At 35.0% G+C, this 16797-nt stretch carries 15 protein-coding genes; 7 read left to right on the forward strand and 8 right to left on the reverse strand.

Translation table 11 applies throughout. The features are described 5' to 3' along the window. Together ERX46_RS06990 and ERX46_RS06995 are read left to right on the forward strand one after the other, a co-directional pair. Positions 1-1353 carry an HlyD family secretion protein gene (locus ERX46_RS06990; RefSeq protein ID WP_130093124.1) on the forward strand — a complete coding sequence of 451 codons (1353 nt, stop codon included), beginning with the start codon at positions 1-3 and terminating at the stop codon, positions 1351-1353. Next, entirely contained in the window at positions 1353-2753 is a 1401-nt protein-coding gene (locus tag ERX46_RS06995; RefSeq protein WP_130093125.1) for a TolC family protein, read from the forward strand. The genes ERX46_RS06990 and ERX46_RS06995 overlap by 1 nt, the downstream gene beginning before the upstream one ends. A 402-nt stretch (positions 2754-3155) precedes the next feature. Here the strand turns inward: ERX46_RS06995 and ERX46_RS07000 are convergent, their stop codons facing one another. Next, entirely contained in the window at positions 3156-3935 is a 780-nt protein-coding gene (locus ERX46_RS07000; protein WP_130093126.1) for a S1/P1 nuclease, read from the reverse strand. Between the two features lie 173 nt (positions 3936-4108). Here ERX46_RS07000 and ERX46_RS07005 point away from each other — a divergent pair, with 173 nt between their 5' ends. From ERX46_RS07005 to ERX46_RS07020, 4 genes are read left to right on the forward strand one after another with little or no spacing between them, the layout of a single operon-like run. Next, the gene (locus tag ERX46_RS07005; protein ID WP_130093127.1) at positions 4109-4594 is read left to right on the forward strand and encodes a MarR family winged helix-turn-helix transcriptional regulator; all 486 of its coding nucleotides are present in this window, start codon (positions 4109-4111) and stop codon (positions 4592-4594) included. A 7-nt stretch (positions 4595-4601) separates the two neighbouring features. Continuing rightward, positions 4602-5645, forward strand: a complete 1044-nt coding sequence (locus ERX46_RS07010) for an efflux RND transporter periplasmic adaptor subunit (protein ID WP_130093128.1) — start codon at positions 4602-4604, stop codon at positions 5643-5645. Next, entirely contained in the window at positions 5642-8734 is a 3093-nt protein-coding gene (locus tag ERX46_RS07015; RefSeq protein ID WP_130093129.1) for an efflux RND transporter permease subunit, read from the forward strand. Before ERX46_RS07010 ends, ERX46_RS07015 begins: the two co-directional genes overlap by 4 nt. Beyond that, the gene (locus ERX46_RS07020) at positions 8731-10038 is read left to right on the forward strand and encodes a TolC family protein (protein ID WP_130093130.1); all 1308 of its coding nucleotides are present in this window, start codon (positions 8731-8733) and stop codon (positions 10036-10038) included. Before ERX46_RS07015 ends, ERX46_RS07020 begins: the two co-directional genes overlap by 4 nt. Before the next feature lie 50 nt (positions 10039-10088). On the opposite strand, the gene ERX46_RS07025 is transcribed toward ERX46_RS07020, so the two are convergent. From ERX46_RS07025 to ERX46_RS07055, 7 genes are all read right to left on the reverse strand, one after another. Then, a complete protein-coding gene (locus ERX46_RS07025) occupies positions 10089-11384 on the reverse strand; it encodes a glycosyltransferase (RefSeq protein WP_130093131.1) in 1296 nt (431 codons plus the stop codon). A gap of 340 nt (positions 11385-11724) precedes the next feature. Continuing rightward, positions 11725-12153 (reverse strand): DsrE family protein, encoded by a 429-nt coding sequence (locus tag ERX46_RS07030; RefSeq protein ID WP_130093132.1) that lies wholly within the window; start codon positions 12151-12153, stop codon positions 11725-11727. Positions 12154-12157: 4 nt separating this feature from the next. Further along, positions 12158-12586: a DoxX family protein gene (locus ERX46_RS07035; protein ID WP_242494544.1), complete on the reverse strand. Its 429-nt coding sequence runs from the start codon at positions 12584-12586 to the stop codon at positions 12158-12160. A gap of 56 nt (positions 12587-12642) precedes the next feature. Continuing rightward, positions 12643-14283, reverse strand: a complete 1641-nt coding sequence (locus ERX46_RS07040) for a bifunctional metallophosphatase/5'-nucleotidase (RefSeq protein ID WP_130093133.1) — start codon at positions 14281-14283, stop codon at positions 12643-12645. A 185-nt stretch (positions 14284-14468) separates the two neighbouring features. Continuing rightward, entirely contained in the window at positions 14469-14870 is a 402-nt protein-coding gene (locus ERX46_RS07045) for a hypothetical protein (RefSeq protein WP_130093134.1), read from the reverse strand. Between the two features lie 89 nt (positions 14871-14959). After that, complete coding sequence (locus ERX46_RS07050; RefSeq protein WP_130093135.1) at positions 14960-15358, reverse strand: OsmC family protein; 399 nt, start codon at positions 15356-15358, stop codon at positions 14960-14962. Positions 15359-15489: 131 nt separating this feature from the next. Further along, a complete protein-coding gene (locus ERX46_RS07055; RefSeq protein ID WP_130093136.1) occupies positions 15490-15888 on the reverse strand; it encodes an OsmC family protein in 399 nt (132 codons plus the stop codon). 321 nt (positions 15889-16209) lie between these two features. Between ERX46_RS07055 and ERX46_RS07060 the strand changes: the two genes are divergently transcribed. Next, complete coding sequence (locus ERX46_RS07060) at positions 16210-16689, forward strand: hypothetical protein (protein WP_130093137.1); 480 nt, start codon at positions 16210-16212, stop codon at positions 16687-16689. Positions 16690-16797: the final 108 nt, after the last annotated feature.

Below are 16797 nucleotides of genomic sequence, written 5' to 3' on the forward strand. Positions count from 1 at the left end.
ATGCTGAACTTATCTAAAGAGTCCATCACTCAAAAAATACACAATAAGAGATTTAGTGCACTCCTCACAGTTGAGGGAAGAGTAGCCAATAGAGTTCTGCCTAGAATCCTTTCAGTTGCGTTGATCATTTTTACTATATTTCTTTTTGTTCCTTGGACGCAAAACATTCGCGGAAGTGGAAATGTGACGGCACTTTCTCCATCTTCTCGACCACAAATGTTGTATTCTATAATTCCAGGAAGAATTGATCAATGGTTTGTCCAAGAAGGAGATTTCGTAAAAAAAGGAGATACGATTATCAAGATTTCAGAGATTAAAGCTGAGTATTTTGACCCTCAATTATTAGAGCGAACATCAGACCAAGTAGAAGCATCAGAAAAGTCGGTTGAAGCCTATTCAGACAAAGTAAAAACCTTGGACGACCAAGTTGGAAATCTACGAGAAATTTTAAAGCTGAAGTTAGAACAAGCAAAAAACAAGCTTAAGCAAGCTCATCTTAAAGTACAAAGTGACAGTATAAAGTTTGAAGCTTCAAAGATGAATGAAGAAATTGCTAAAAATCAATTGGGTCGTTTTGAAACTTTGTTGAACGATGGACTAAAATCTCAAACTGATTTTGAAAATAGAAAATTAAAATATCAAAAGACTGTTGCTGAAAAAATAGGCGCAGAAAATGATTTACTTGTTTCTCGCAACGATGTGTTCAATGCAAAGATTGAATTAAACTCTATTCGCAATGATAACAATATGAGTATTGCGAAGATTAATTCAGAGAAATTCAGTACAGAATCGAATCAAATGAGTGCATTAAAAGAAGTGCGAAATTTGGAGAACAAATTGGCGAATTATAAAATACGTCAAGGATTCTATTATGTTACCGCTCCACAAGACGGTTATATTACACAATCGATTTCAACAGGAATTGGAGAATTGATCAAAGAAAGTGACCAAATTGTGAGTATCATGCCTTCCAATGCGCCTTTAGCAGTTGAAATGTATGTTGAACCAATTGATATTCCATTAATCAAAAAAGGACAACAAGTAAGAATTCAATTTGATGGATGGCCTGCAATTGTGTTTTCTGGCTGGCCCAACAAAAGTTCTGGAACATTTGGAGGAACAGTTTATGCAATTGATCGATTTGCTCAACCGAATGGTACATTTAGAATATTGGTAGAACCAGATACAACGAATGAAGAATGGCCTCCAGTACTAAGTATTGGTGGAGGAGCCAACAGCATGATTCTGCTTTCGGATGTTCCTATTTGGTATGAATTATGGCGTCAATTCAATGGTTTTCCACCAGATTATTACACCAACGGAGCTAATCAGAAAAAGGTAAAAGATCAATAATGAAAAAGTTAATTCTACTTATCGTTTTAGCTTCTCTCAGCTTTCAATGGTCAGCTGCACAAGATTCATCCCGAGTTTTGGGACTTTCTGACTTTCTTAATATCGTAAGAGCATTTCATCCTTTGGGAAAACAAGCTAATCTTAGAATTGAATACGGAGAACAAAATTTGAAAGCCAATCGTGGAGCTTTCGATCCTTATGTTTATGGAGATCTTTACCAAAAATATTTTGATGACAAACAGTATTACGATTTATTAAATGCTGGAATGAAAATACCCACTTGGTTTGGAATTGAGATTGATGCTGGATATGAACAATCGGATGGAAATTTCGTAAATCCACAAAGAGGAACACCAGCCAACGGATTGGTTTATGCCGGGATATCGATTCCAATAGGACAGGATTTATTTATAGATCAACGAAGAGCAGATTTAAGAAAAGCACAAGTTTATCAAGAAATAACAAAAGCTGAGCAGCAAATCTTGTTGAATGATTTATTTAAAGATGCTATTTCAGCGTATTGGGAATGGGTTGGAGCCGCTCGAAAATATACAATTTATCAAGAAGGAAAAGCACTTGCATTAACAAGATACAGAGCAATTACTAGAGCAGCAATGATTGGCGAAAGTCCAGCCATTGATACACTTGAAGCTTATATTGAATATCAAAACCGAACAATTTCTTTACAAGATGCAGTTTTGGATTATCGCAATGCGAATGCACAATTGGAAGTTTTTCTTTGGAATCAAGATGGTATTCCGTTGGAGTTATCTGTAAATGTTTCACCTCCACAAACTGATGATTTTGATTCTTCACTTGACGTTAACTTAATGAGAAAACACTTGGATTCTTTGTTGAGTAATCATCCTAAAATGGCAAAAAACGAATTGTATTTAGACCAATTAAATATTCAAAGAAAACTGGACTTGGAGAGATTAAAACCAAAATTCGATCTAAAATACAATGCCATAAATGAACCTTTAAATGGAGATATAGTTCAAGGTTATTCTATGAACAATTACAATTGGGGAGTTTCATTTAAAATGCCAATTTTCCTAAGAAAAGAAAGAGGTCAGCTTCAAAAAACGAATATACATATTATGGAACAGCAATACGCCAATGACCAAATGGTGAGAACTATAGGTTTAAATGTGAATGCCGCATTGAATATTTGGGAAACGACACAAGAACAATTGAGCGGTTATTCAACTATTGTGAAGAGCACAAACCGATTATTACAAGCTGAACAACAAAAATTTGAAGCAGGAGAAAGTTCATTATTCTTGGTTAATTCGAGAGAATGGAGTTACATCAACACGCAAGTGAAATTTGTAGATTTATTAATGAAATCACAAAAAGCATTTATGAATATTGAATACCAGTTGGGAAGGTTGGAATGATAATGGTTAATTAATGATTAATTATAAATGTTTAATTATTAACGCAAAAAGAGGTTTTTCGATTGGTTATTGGTTTTTGATTAAGACTATAAGGCGCAGGTGAATTTGGGTTGAAAAACGTGGAATAAAATGGTTCATTGTTAACGCAAAAAAAGGGCTTTTCAATTGGCTTATATCTTTTTCATTAAACAAATACTAGAATTTTTATATTGGGTATTAGATTTTCAATGCACGAGATTTCTGAGATGGGAATTTCGTAATCCAGTCACATTTGGTTTTACAAAATCATGGCGTTACGCATTTACAAAAACCCTAACACGTTAATAATTAATAATTTAACATTAATAATTACAAAACCCCTAACGCGTTAACCATTAATAATTAACCATTTAACATTAATAATTAGAGATTTCCATAAATATCGTTCAGGACTCCCGCTAATCTTACGCCACCTTTAAGGAGTTGATTTTTCATTGTTCCCCAGTGTGCATATTGGTATTTGTATTCCCAAGCGTAGCCACTTTCGTATTCATAAATTCCGTCACGGAAAGGCATACACTGATGTGCCCAATCATCAACGCTATCTGATTGCCAGTTTACCAATTCTTCATGTGTGGGATGATTTATAATATCAGTTAGTTCAGTATAACTGTATTTTTTACCATCGATAATTTCACTATCCCAGATTTTATGGAGATTTGAACTTCCGCCAAACCAAGACATTTTAACATCATTTCCTCCTTTATCATTTCCGTTTCCAACATGCAACGGTTGGTGAATATCTCCTACTAAATGAATCAGAATCATTAAATATTCCTTTTCTAGTTGTGGATCTAATCCTTCTTTTTTGAGTTGCTCAATTACAAAATTTATTCCTGAAATCGCATCTCCTTTTGGATTGACATTTGTTTCGCTGTATTTCATCCCGTTTGGAATTGTAACATAATGCCAAGGTTTTAAAGAATCATATTTTTTATCCGATTTAATATCATCCATCCAATTACTCACTTCAGCCAAAGTTTGATTTCCCAAAACACTTTGAATTTTATGCTTTGTTGCCTCATTCAAATGCTTACTTGCCACTTCTCCGATTACACGGTGACCTAACATTCCCCAAGCTTTTCCCTCAAATGAAATTGCAAGAGAAAGGATAACTAATACAATAGAAAATAAATGCTTCATTTTGTTTGAATTTTGTGGTAAAGTTAGGAGAAATATTAAAACTAAATCTCACTTTTCTGTCAGCTCCCTTTCATGTCAAAATTTTAACATTTAATTTAGAACTTATCTAAACAATACTCAATTCAGTCTGTTTAATGGTTAACTTTGTAAACTTTTAAAATAAAGTCAAAACAATGACCAAAATTCAGAAGCAGATAACTCCAATAGGAAGTTTGTTTGCACTTTTAACGAAAAAATACATTAGTGTCTATAGTGATAAACTTAGTTCTTTACCGATAGACAGATATTATTATGCTTTTTGGGTAATTTCTGAAAATGACGGGGAAATCACTTCCAAAAGATTAGCGGAAATTTTACATACTGACAAAGTATTGGTGGTGCGTATTTTAAAACATTTGACCGACAATAAATTTATTGAACGGATACAACATCCAAATGATAAAAGATCGTTCCTATTGCATGTTACTGAAACAGGAAAAAAATACGTTTCGGCAGTTGAAAAAGCAATAAAAGAGACTGACCAAGAATTTATAGCGTACGTTAATCCAGAAAACAAAGAGGTATTTCTTTCTGAGTTAACCAGTTTATCAAATAAGGTTGAACCAATTAATTGTGAGAGAATTTTATTGGATTACAAGAATTTAAAAAAGTTTAAATAAATAGAAAATGAAAATAAAAGCGCTTATCTTTTCACTTCCCCTATTCCTAGTCTTTTCATGTGGCGAAGAACCTGGATTAAAAAATACCGATAGACAAATCGACTACATCAATGTTGATTACTTCGTGACTAAACTTGAGTCTTTTGAGGAAATCATTACAGTTCCTGGGAAAACTATGCCTTTTGAACAGGTAAGTCTTTACAGTGAAGTTAACGGAAGAGTGAAGAAAATTCACTTTGAAGAGGGAAATCTAGTTAAAAAAGGTCAACTTTTAGTTACAGTTGATACAGATATTCTTCAAGCAGAAAGAAACAAGCTGAATGTTGATTTAGAATTGGCAAAAAAAGATGAAACGCGTAAAAAAACACTTTTAGAAAGTGAAGCAGGAACGCAAGAAGCTTTGGAACAATCTGAATCTCGCACAAATTCTTTAAAAGCACAAATTCAATCTTTGGACGTTCAAATTGGAAAAGGAAGAATCACAGCTCCTTTTGAAGGAACAGTTGGATTGAGAGGAATAAGTAAAGGAGCATTTATAACAACCAATGATTTAATCACTGTTTTAGCGCAAACAAATCAATTAAAGGTAGATTTCTCAATTGCACAGCGTTATGCTCATAAAGTTGAAAAAGGTCAAAAAGTAACTTTACGCCCGCCATCAGATTCTTTAAATCCGACTCCAGTTAGTGCAACAGTTTATGCAACGAGTCCGATTATTAATGAGAACACACAAATGTTAAACGTTAGAGCAAAAGTCAACAACGGAAAAAACATTGTTGCTGGAGGATTCGTAAATGTAGACTATAACTTAGGTGAAATACCGAACAGTATTAGTGTCCCAACTTCTGCAATTGTTTCTGTAATTGACGGACAAATTGTTTGGGCTTTTGAGAATGGAAAAGCTGTTCAACGAAAAGTGAATATTGGAAACCGTTCTAGTGATAAAGTTCAAATCTTTGGCGAAGTAAAACAGAATGATACCATTGTTTTAACAGGACTTTTAGGAATGAGAGTAGGTATGTCAATCAAAGCGAAAAACGAAATTAAATGAGTATTTCAACGTTAAGTATAAACCGTCCGGTACTGGCAATGGTGATGTCCATTGTTATTATCATTTTCGGTGCAATCGGATTTTCATCTTTAGGAGTGCGCGAGTTCCCTTCTGTAGATCCACCAATTATTACGGTAACCACCAACTATCCCGGTGCGAATGCCGATATTATTGAATCTCAAATTACTGAACCACTTGAAGAAGCGGTGAATCAAGTTCAAGGAATTCGTACCATGACTTCCGTGAGTAGCGATGGCCGTAGTACAATTACTGTCGAATTTAACTTGGATTTAGATTTAGATAATGCTGCCAATGATATTCGAGATAAAGTTTCTGGAGCAATTAGAAATTTACCAGATGATGCAGATCCTCCCATCGTAGCGAAATCGGATGCTGATGCGGAAACAATTTTCACTTTATCAGTTCAATCGGACAGTAGAAGTTTGTTGGAATTAACAGATATCGGAACCAATCTTTTCAAAGAGCGTTTACAAACCATTACTGGAATTAGTAGAATTTACCTTTGGGGAGAGAAGAAATATTCTATGAAATTGATGTTGGAGCCAAACAAAATGACGGCAAAAAACATCACAGCAACAGAAGTGAGAACTGCTTTACTGCGCGAAAACATCGAATTGCCATCTGGTAGAATTGAAGGAGATAATGTAGAAATGACCATTCGTACATTTGGTCGATTATCAACAGCTGAGGAATTCAATGACCTTATAATACGTGAAGAAAACGGTGAACTTGTTCGATTTAAAGATATCGGATCTGCAGAAATGCGTCCACAAAACGAAAGAACACTTTTACGTGGAAATGCAGGTGTACCCATGATTGGTATTGCTATTCAACCACAACCGGGAGCCAATTATATTGAAATCGTGGATAAGATTTACGAGAAAATCAACGAGATCAGTGCCGATTTACCAGATGATATTCATTTAGGTGTAGCAATGGATACGACGGAGAATATTCGTAAATCTATTGACGAAGTAAAAGAAACGGTAATCATTTCTTTCTTATTGGTTGTTTTGGTTGTATTCCTCTTTTTAAGAAACTGGAGAACAACATTGGTTCCAATTATTGCTATTCCAATTTCATTAGTTGGTACATTCTTCATCATGTATTTGATGGGATTCTCAATCAATATCTTAACACTTTTAGCAATCGTTTTAACCACAGGACTGGTCGTCGATGATGCTATTGTTGTGATGGAAAACATCTATTCCAAGATTGAGAAAGGCATGAAGCCTAAGCAAGCCGCTATTGAAGGATCAAACGAGATAATTTTCGCAATTCTAGCAACAACCATTACATTAACAGCCGTATTTATGCCGGTCATCTTCTTGGATGGATTAACGGGTCGTTTATTTAGAGAGTTTGGGGTCGTCGTCGCTGGTTCAGTAATTATTTCTTCATTCGTTTCTTTGACATTAACACCAATGATGTCGTCTAGAATGTTGAAAAAGACAGAGAATAAAAGTAAAATATTCTTAAGGTCTGAAAGATTTTTTGATGGATTAACGAGAGGTTACAAGCGTTCTTTGATTGCATTTATGAGAAGACCTTGGCAAGCGTTAATTTATATGGCAATAATCATTGCGTCAATTTTCGTCTTTGGAAGTCAGTTACAATCTGAATTGGCACCAATGGAAGACAAAGGCCGATTAATGATTATGAGTACAGCGCCTGAGGGAACTTCATTTGAAAGAATGGATGAATTTCAGAAAGAGTTGATTGCTTTAGTGGATACGCTTCCAGAAAGAAAAGATATTCTTTCAGTAACCGCTCCAGGATTTGGATCTTCAGTTTCTACAAACGGTGGTTTTGTTCGTTTGAATTTAGTACCAAAAGGTGAACGTGAAAAGAGTCAAAATGATTTAGCCAACGAAATTAGTGGTAAACTAAAAGACTTTAATTTTGCTAGAACTTTCGTGGTTCAAGAGCAAACAATTGGTGGTGGTAGAATGTCTGGACTTCCGGTTCAATATGTTCTTCAAGCGCCAACATTAGAGAAGTTAGAAGAAATTCTTCCTGACTTTATGGACAAAGCACGTCAAAGTCCGGTTTTCCAAATGGTAGACGTTAACTTGAAATTCAACAAACCAGAATTACAGGTTACAATTAACCGTGAAAAAGCGAGTACTGTTGGGGTTACTGTTTTAGATATTGCTCAAACAATGCAATTGTATTTCTCTGGTCAGCGTTATGGATATTTCATAAAGGACGGAAAACAATATGAAGTAATTGGTCAAGCACACAAGGAATTCAGAAATGAGCCGAGTGATTTACAGGAAATTAATGTACGTAGTAAAAGTGGACAGTTAATTCCATTGAGCAATTTAGTGGATATTAAGGACGAATCAAGTCCACCACAATTGTTCCGATACAACAGATATGTTTCTGCAACAGTTTCTGCAGCGCCAGTTCCAGGTATGACCATTGGCGATGGAATTACGGAAATGGATAAAATCGCTGAAGAATTATTGGACGCTTCATTTACCACATCACTTTCTGGAACATCGAAAGAGTTTATGGAAAGTGGAGGAAGTTTAATCTTCGCATTTGGATTGGCCTTAATACTTGTTTACTTAGTATTATCAGCGCAGTTCGAAAGTTTTAGAGATCCATTCACCATTATGTTAACCGTTCCTTTGGCATTGGCTGGAGCAGTTCTTACTCTTTGGTTATTTGATCAAACATTGAACATTTTTAGTCAGATTGGAATTATAGTTCTGGTCGGTTTAGTAACCAAAAACGGGATCTTGATTGTAGAGTTTGCGAATCAGCGGAAGAAGGCTGGTTTGACACTAAAATCTGCAATTATTGATGCTGCATCAGAACGTTTTAGACCGATTTTGATGACATCATTGGCAACGATTTTAGGAGCGCTACCAATTGCATTGGCTTTGGGTGACGCAGCAACAAGCCGTGTTCCAATGGGATTAGCGATCATCGGAGGATTAACTTTCTCTTTGGTATTGACGCTTTATATCATTCCAGGTCTTTACATTTATATTTCTGCAAAACAGAAGGAATCAGTAGCATCTTCAGAAACAACTGAAACTAAAGCAATAGAATCATGAGAGCACTAATTTTAAGTAGTTTATTATTACTTAGTTCATTGACAATCGCGCAAGAAAAGCTCGGTTTAGAACAAGTAGTTAATCGTGTATTGACACAAAACTTTGGGATTCAGATTGCAAAAATCGATACTGAAATAGCAAAGAACGAAAACAACATCGGAGCAGCTGGATATCTTCCAACAATTGATCTTCAAGCAACTCAAGATTTCACTGTTAGCACCGCACGACAAGAATTTATTAGTGGAGACATCAATGAAGCGACAAACGCAAATAACAGGGCTTTTAGTGCTGGTGCGATGCTGAATTGGACCTTCTTTGATGGATTCAAGATGTTTGCTACTGACGAAAAATTAGATGAATTGGAACGTTACAGCGAGTTAAATTTGCGTGCTTCAATGGAAATGAAAATTTATGAAGCGGTTGTAAATTACTACACTTTACTTTCCTTACAAGAAATGGAAGAAGTGTACACTGGCGCAATTGAATTATCAAAAATGCGTAAAAATTATACTCAAAATCGATTCAATAGTGGAGCAGCAAATAGAATTCAGTTAATGCAAGCAGAATTGGATTTAACAGCTGATAGTGCAGCATATATTGCGAATCAACAATCTCAAGCACAAGTAAAAGCTGATTTAAGTAAGATTTTACAACTTTCTGTAACGGACGACATCATCGTAGAAGGAAATTTAAGTGCAAGAGAAGAAAAGCAAGAATGGGAGGCAATTGCTGGACAATTCATGGAGCAAAACACATCCATCATGCAAGCAAAATCGAACATTGCTATTTCTAAATTATCAACGAAAGAAGCACAAAGTAGATTTTATCCTCAGTTGAGTTTTTATGCAGCTTATGATTACGGGAACTCTGTGAATGAAGTTGGTTTCTTGGCATCAAATAGAAGTCATGGACCGAGTATTGGAATCACCGCAAAGTGGAGTATTTTGAATCACTTATCACGAGCAACAGAATTGAGAAATAGCCGATTGAATGAAGAACGCTCCCAATTGGTTTTACAAAACGACTCAATTAATGCGTTGGCAGACTTGAGAAATTATTATCAAGTAATGCAATTTGCTGAGGAAAAGTTAATATTTGAACAAAGGAATATTTCTCAGACAGAATCGATTATTGAGATTTCTCAAACAGCTTTAGTTGCGGGAAGTATTACGCCTTTGGAATTAAGAGAAATTCAATACAGCGCGATTCAAGCAGAAGGAAGATTATTGCAGTCCCAGATAGAATATCAGACGGCAAGGTTGAATATTTCTTTGTTGAGCGGTGGTTTTCAGAAATTGTTTTAAGAAATAGGTTTTAACGCCACAAACGGCTAAATATTTATTTAGCCGCAAACTTATCGAAGCAGTTCAGCAACCTGAGCTGCTTTGTAATTCCAAGACATTTTTTTGAGTTCGTCGTAATCTGTTTCGAAGGGAATATTGTTTTGATAATCCATCAACGCAGATTTTAAATATGCGTAAACAGCTTCTTTTTCTGAGCGTTCGAATGCTGCTCCAGCATTACATTTTATGATTGCTTTTGCACTGTCTCCTTTTCCAATGCTGACGATTCGTCGACCTGATGCTAAATACTCAAATGTTTTCCCTGGGATAGTACCTTCTATTCCTGGTGTGATTAATAAAAGCACACGTGATTTCAACATCGCATGTACTGCCTGCTCGTGAGGAACTGGCGCATGGAATGATGCTTTATCGCCGAGATGTGAAGTAATTAATTCTTGTAATCTTTCTGATACAACTCCAGTTGCTTTAAATTGAATTGGTGCATCTGGAAAGTCTTTAGCGAGTTGGCCAAGTGCTTCAAAAAACACATCAGGTTCGTATTTATCTGAAACTGTTCCGATGTAGGAAGCCAAGAAAACATCTTTATCTGGATGAACCTCATCTTTCATTTTAAAATCATCTGGATCAAAAGCATTGGAGATTATTTCAAATTTATCTGGTGTGACTTTATTTGTTTTGGATAAGAATGATTCTTTAAAACCTTCTCCAACAGTTATAATTCGATCAGATTCTTCAACAACTTGTCTCTCCAATTTAAGATTTATGTTGTGCGAAATTTTAGAATGTTGAAGTAGATTATAATAATAAATATCTGTCCAAGGATCTCTAAAATCGACAATCCATTTTATTTTATCTTTTAATTTCCTTTTTAGTTTCAGTCCAATTAATTGCGTTGAATGTGGAGGAGAAGTTGTGATTACATTCTGAATGTTTTCATTTTGAATGATCTCCATTGCTTTTTTGTAAGCAAAGTTTTTCCAACCAATTCGCGGATCTGGAATAAATACGTTACTTCGAATTCCGCTTACGAGTTTTTGCTTCCAATGTTGATCATCGACATTCGAATAACCAGCTGTTGGAACATTCTTTTTTCCAACTAGTCGGCTGTACATATTTATAGGTTCAAAAGAATCTGATAAATGAACTTTTACATTTGGATGAATGTCTTCTTTCAAGCTTTCGTCCAAATTAAAATAGCTCGCTTTTTCTGGATCAACAGATAAAACATGTACTTCGTGTCCAAGTTTGGCTAAGTATTTTGTTAGTTTCAACCAACGTTGCACTCCTGCTCCACCGCTTGGCGGCCAGTAATACGCGATAACAAGTACTTTTTTCTTTGAATCCATTGGTTTGAATGATGTGGAGGTTCAAAAATAAGAAATGAAATGTCAATTGACAATTCATAATTGATAATTGATAATTTTTACGCTCACGAGTTACAAGCTCTCGGTAGCGTAAAACATATATTGGTCGCTTACGGGTTAGAACGTTAGCTTCGTTTCGGCTGAGGGGTAGCAGCGGCATCCTTTTTTGAAAAAAAAGATATAGCGGATGACCCGACCTAGATTTTCTTTTAAAGAAAAAGAAAATCTAGGGCAGCCCCAAAAATAGAAAATCCAGCTCCTCAGGAAAACAGTGATTACTATCTTTAAGAGAAACTGGATTCAATTTTAAACTTTCTAACTTCTACAATTCCATTCCGTAAAAACCTTTTTTCTTTAATTTCAGACTATACGCAATTCCATTGTCAACTATGTCGATTCCAGCTGGAAGGTCTTTTGGATTTACACCAAATTTCTTTAATGAGAATCCACATGCGATAAGCTTTACGCCGCTCTTATTTAATCGTTCTAAGTGTGATTCCATTTTCTTTTTGTCTGTTAAATCGCCTATGCTTTTTCCACAAAACACAACATGGAAAACCCCATAATCTGCCCCGTCTTCTTTTTTCATTTCTTCCGCGGCTAGAACTATTGGTTTAAGTTGACCAACTTTTTTGGTTAAAACAATATAGTTTTTCTTGTTTGTATCTATGTTGTCCAAGTTTTGAGCAACTGCTGTTTGCACAAAAGTAAATGCAAAAGCGAGGGTAAGTATTGTTATTATATTTTTCATAATTCTATTTATTTAAAGTTGATTCCGATTTTTTTCGGAATTGAATGTCATTCATAGCGAAGAACAATAATCCACCAGCGAGTCCGATGTTTTTAAACAAAGGTTCCATAGATTGAACTTGTCCAACTTGAATGGTTAAAGTTATTGGAATCAAAACCAAGATAAGCAATATGGCTGACCATTTGGTTTTAAAGCCAACTAAAAGCGCTAATCCTGCAATCAGCATTACTATTCCCGAGGCGATAACGGCAACCTCTGGCGAACCCAGAAGTTCACCGATCGCTCCAAAATTGGCTTGCTCTATTCTTGAAACGGTTTTCTCCACATTAAATAAATGGTTCAAACTCGCAACAATAAAGATTCCACTTAACATCATTCGCAAAATAACTACCGAAGACTTTTTTACTTCGAATGTTGTTGTTTTTTGATCCATGTTTTCTAATTATCAATCCGATAGCTATCGGATGTTAATTATCAATTGCAAATTGCCTAGTGGAAATGATAATCTGTACCTGGCAATTGAGACAATACATTATCTCCTAAATCTACTGCCTGCGCACGTCCATCTCTAACTGGTGAAATTGTTCCTTTTTCCTTAAGGTACTCTTCCAATACTTCGTGAGCTGTAAATTCTTTCACTTCAGTATCCGTTAAATTCGGCATCCTACATAACATGTGATCAGGTTCTCCTTCTCGACGACATGCAGAAACTGTGTAAATTCTCTTCAAATCTAAAAGCTCTTCACCTACTTTGATTTCAATTACACGCTCTCCTTTTTCTTTACTTGAATCGAATTTTAAAGTCATTCCAGAGAAACGAACTAACCATCCACCAAATTTCTCTTTTGGATCCTTAGCAAATACGTTGTGAATTTCTTGTTCCATCCAATCATGAATTTGTTGACCTGATGCTTTCCCTGTTTTGATGTATTCATTTACAGGAAGCATATTCCACAAGTATTCGTAAGTAATTGCTGCTTTCCCGTCTTTTCCTGGCACTAATGGTGGACTGAAACGGAATCCGTTAGAAATTGAAATATCAGCTCCAGTTTTCCATCTTGCAGCATCTGTAATGAAGTTATCCATTGGGTTTTCCACTACAAAATATCTGTACATAGGAGTTGAAGTGTATCCTAAAATACGACTAATATTCTCTTTATAAGGAGCTGTTTCTTCTTTAATTACTGCAGCTACTTTTTCGTCAGGTGCATAAATTTCAGGATCTACTTCCATCAATTCATACCCTTCATAAGTGATTTTACCATCTTTAACTACCAATTGAAGTTTTCCTACAAATGAAGCAAAAGCTCCAGGTTCAGTAACTTTAGAGAACTCCCCTTGTAATGGTTCACGAATTCTTTCGTGTGTATCATTTCCTAAAATATAATCTACTTTGCTCAACGTTGGATCGTTCGACAAATCAAATTGCTTTGAAATTCCGATGTGCGTTACCAAGAACAGGACATCTACTTTTTTATCGTCTTTTAATTCATTTACCAAAGCGGCTAAGTTTTCATGCACTTGATCAAAGCGAATTCCTTTACTGAAAGATGGATTTTGGCGAACTGGAATATCTGGATCGTTGTATGAAATGAATCCGATTTTTACTCCTTTAACATCTTTGATAAAGTACGGAGGGAAAATATATTCATTCGTTTCATCGTCATACATATTCGCTGCAATAACAGGAGTATCGTAAGCTTTTAAAACGCTAATCATTTTCTCTTTTCCATAAACTACTTCCCAGTTACCAGGAATTAAAAAGTCATAATTCATCGCTTTTACAACATTCGAGAAAGCACGTCCTTCAGAAAGTGCGGCAACCGCTCCACCTTGAATTAGATCTCCACCGTCCAAAATAATTGTTCCCTCAGGGTTTTTATTTCGCTCTGTATCAAATAGCGTTTTCATATTCGCCATTCCACCTAAACGTCTGAAAGTAATTTCTTCGTTTTCCCAGAAAAGTTCGTCATGAACTTCCATCTGACCATGTATATCTGCTGTTTGAAGAATTGTAATCGTATCTCCACTATTGTCAGGAACAACTTTTGCTTCCATTGTTTCATTTGTTGATGATCCACAAGCAGTTAAAAAACCACCTGCAATTAGGATCGAAAATATCTTTTTCATTCTAATTGTTTTTTTATTAAAATTTGAAACACTTCAATATTCAATTGAGTTATTTCAAATTATGTTGAGCTTTAATATAAGCTCTATTAATGTATTGTTTTTCTTTGAAGGGATAATCCAAATCTGGTTAATAATTCGGAAAGGTTCTTCAGACCTATATTCATGCGAAGTGAATTTCGCAATAATTAAACTGCTTGCAGGTAGACTTTAAATTGTTGATGTAAAAGATATAAAGGGGTTTTGTCTTTTACTGTAGAAGGAGATTGGTATTGACGTAAAGATAAATCTTGTTCAATTTCCCAATTTATTCGTGAGTTGTGAACTTGTGCTGTTCCAAATGAAGGGAATTCAGGAGTTGTATTGCTGATTTCGTCTGGATGATCTCCAGTAGCATCTACAATTAATGTCGAACAAAGCTCCTCAAAGTTATTTGTGGTTTTGCTCTTATTGGTAACTCCAGTTTGACTCAAGCTGAGAGAATCCTGTATAGAATTTCGCACAGAACAAGGCGAGAAAACAAGTATCAGCCCGAAAGCCAATACTTGAAAATACAGTAAATAATTATTTTCTCTCTTTTTTTGATTCACAATTCAAAGATAGGGGAACTGTTCTAGAATAAGGGTGACTAATGTTACAGTTGTAATGATTAATGGTAAATTATTAATTATTAACGTTTTTACGTCAGCGAAGCATTTATTTCCATACCTGTTGTAAGCATTTTATGAATTGGACATTTTCCCGCAATGACCATTAATCTTTTCTTCTGATCTTCGTCTAAATTCCCTTCAAGTCTAATATCGGTTTGAATTGATGGAATATCGTTTGACTTCTCTCCATCAATAAATTTTATCGAAGTATGCACAACTTGTAAATCCCACTCTTTTCTTTGCGCATACATTTCCAAGGTTGCTGAAATACATGCTGCCAATCCAGCGATAAGAAATTCGTCTGGTGCCATGCCCTTATTTTTCCCACCTGATGCTATAGGTTCGTCTGCGAGTACAGTATGTCCAGATCCAGACTTTATTTCAATTTCGTAGTTTGATTTTTTTGTTTGGGATTCTATTGAAGTCATTTTCTATTTAATTAATTCGTTATTATTTTAGCTAAACATAATCAATTAATGGTCAAATATCAATGGTTAATTTTTAATGCTAAAACAAGCTGCTTCAAGTATTAAACTCGTGGATTAGGTTTAAGAAACTTTTACATTAACGAAGAATTAATCTCCACTTCTCCAGCTAGTAATTTATGAATTGGACATTTGTTGGCGATTGTCATTAAACGTTCTTTTTGTTCTCTGTCTAAATCGCCTTCTAATTTAATGTCGCGGTGAATTGTTGGTAAGTCTCCTTTTTTATCTCCGCTAATGAATTTAATTTCCGTATGCACTTCTTTCAAATCCCATTCTTTTCTTTGGGCGTACATTTTTAATGTTGCTGAAGTACAAGCTGCCAAAGCTGCCATGATTAATTCATTTGGAGACATTCCCTTATTTTGACCTCCCAATTCTTTGGGTTCATCAGCAGTTATGGTGTGTCCAGATGCTGATTTAATTTCTATCTCGTAATTTTCGTTTTGGGTTTTTGTTTTTATGGAGCTCATGATTTTTTGTATTAAAATGAAAATCCGATAGGAATCGGATGAAGAATTAAAAAGTTAAAATGAAAAGTTATAAATATAATCTTGAAGTTAAGAATTAAATGAGATAATTAAAAAATCAGGAATAAAAGAATTATGTATTGTGTATTCCTTGAACAGGTGTCAAAGCATAAGCAAGAGAGAAGGAAGCTATTGAATCGATCGATGCACTTGGTCACTAAAGCGCTGAGATTCCTGAATGAATATAAACGATTTGTTTTATTAAATTAATTTGTTTTACATTTATTATAAATTAGAGCACACCAATACTTTTCAAGAAAAACTATGAAAGCAAAATTTATATTTCCCTTTACCTTACTTCTAATAATTGGTTCTTCATGTGCAACTTCGACTCAAAAAGACAAAGTAGCTTTTAAAGTTTACTCACAAGAGGAGACTAAAATCATGAAAGTGAAAAGAAGCGGTGCAGTAATTGTTACTGGAGAAAAAGTTGGTTTCTTAAGAAATGACGGAGTTTTGACTGATCTTAAAAACGACACACTTGCATATAAAAATGCTGAGGGTGTTGTTTATTCTAAAACTCATCAAACCATTGGAAAAATAGATAAAAACGATGCTATAGAAATAGATTCTTCAACAAAGTTGGTTTGGACAGCCGATGGAAAGCTTCAAATTAGAGACAATGAATTCATTCGTGTTGAACCTAATTTCAAAGCATTCTACCACAAAACCGCTTTTCTTTTCATCATTTATGCTTCAATCAACTCATCTGATGAAGAGATAGATATTGAGGAGAGTGAATAAGTTGAAAAGAGAGAGTGTTGAACAATGGAACTTTACCGGCAACTTGCGGTAGATTCGAATTCGTGTTTAAGATAATTACAGTGTAATTGTGATTCTTAAAATTCAATC

Source organism: Brumimicrobium glaciale, from assembly GCF_004152935.1.
Classification (GTDB): Bacteria; Bacteroidota; Bacteroidia; order Flavobacteriales_D; family Crocinitomicaceae; genus Brumimicrobium; species Brumimicrobium glaciale.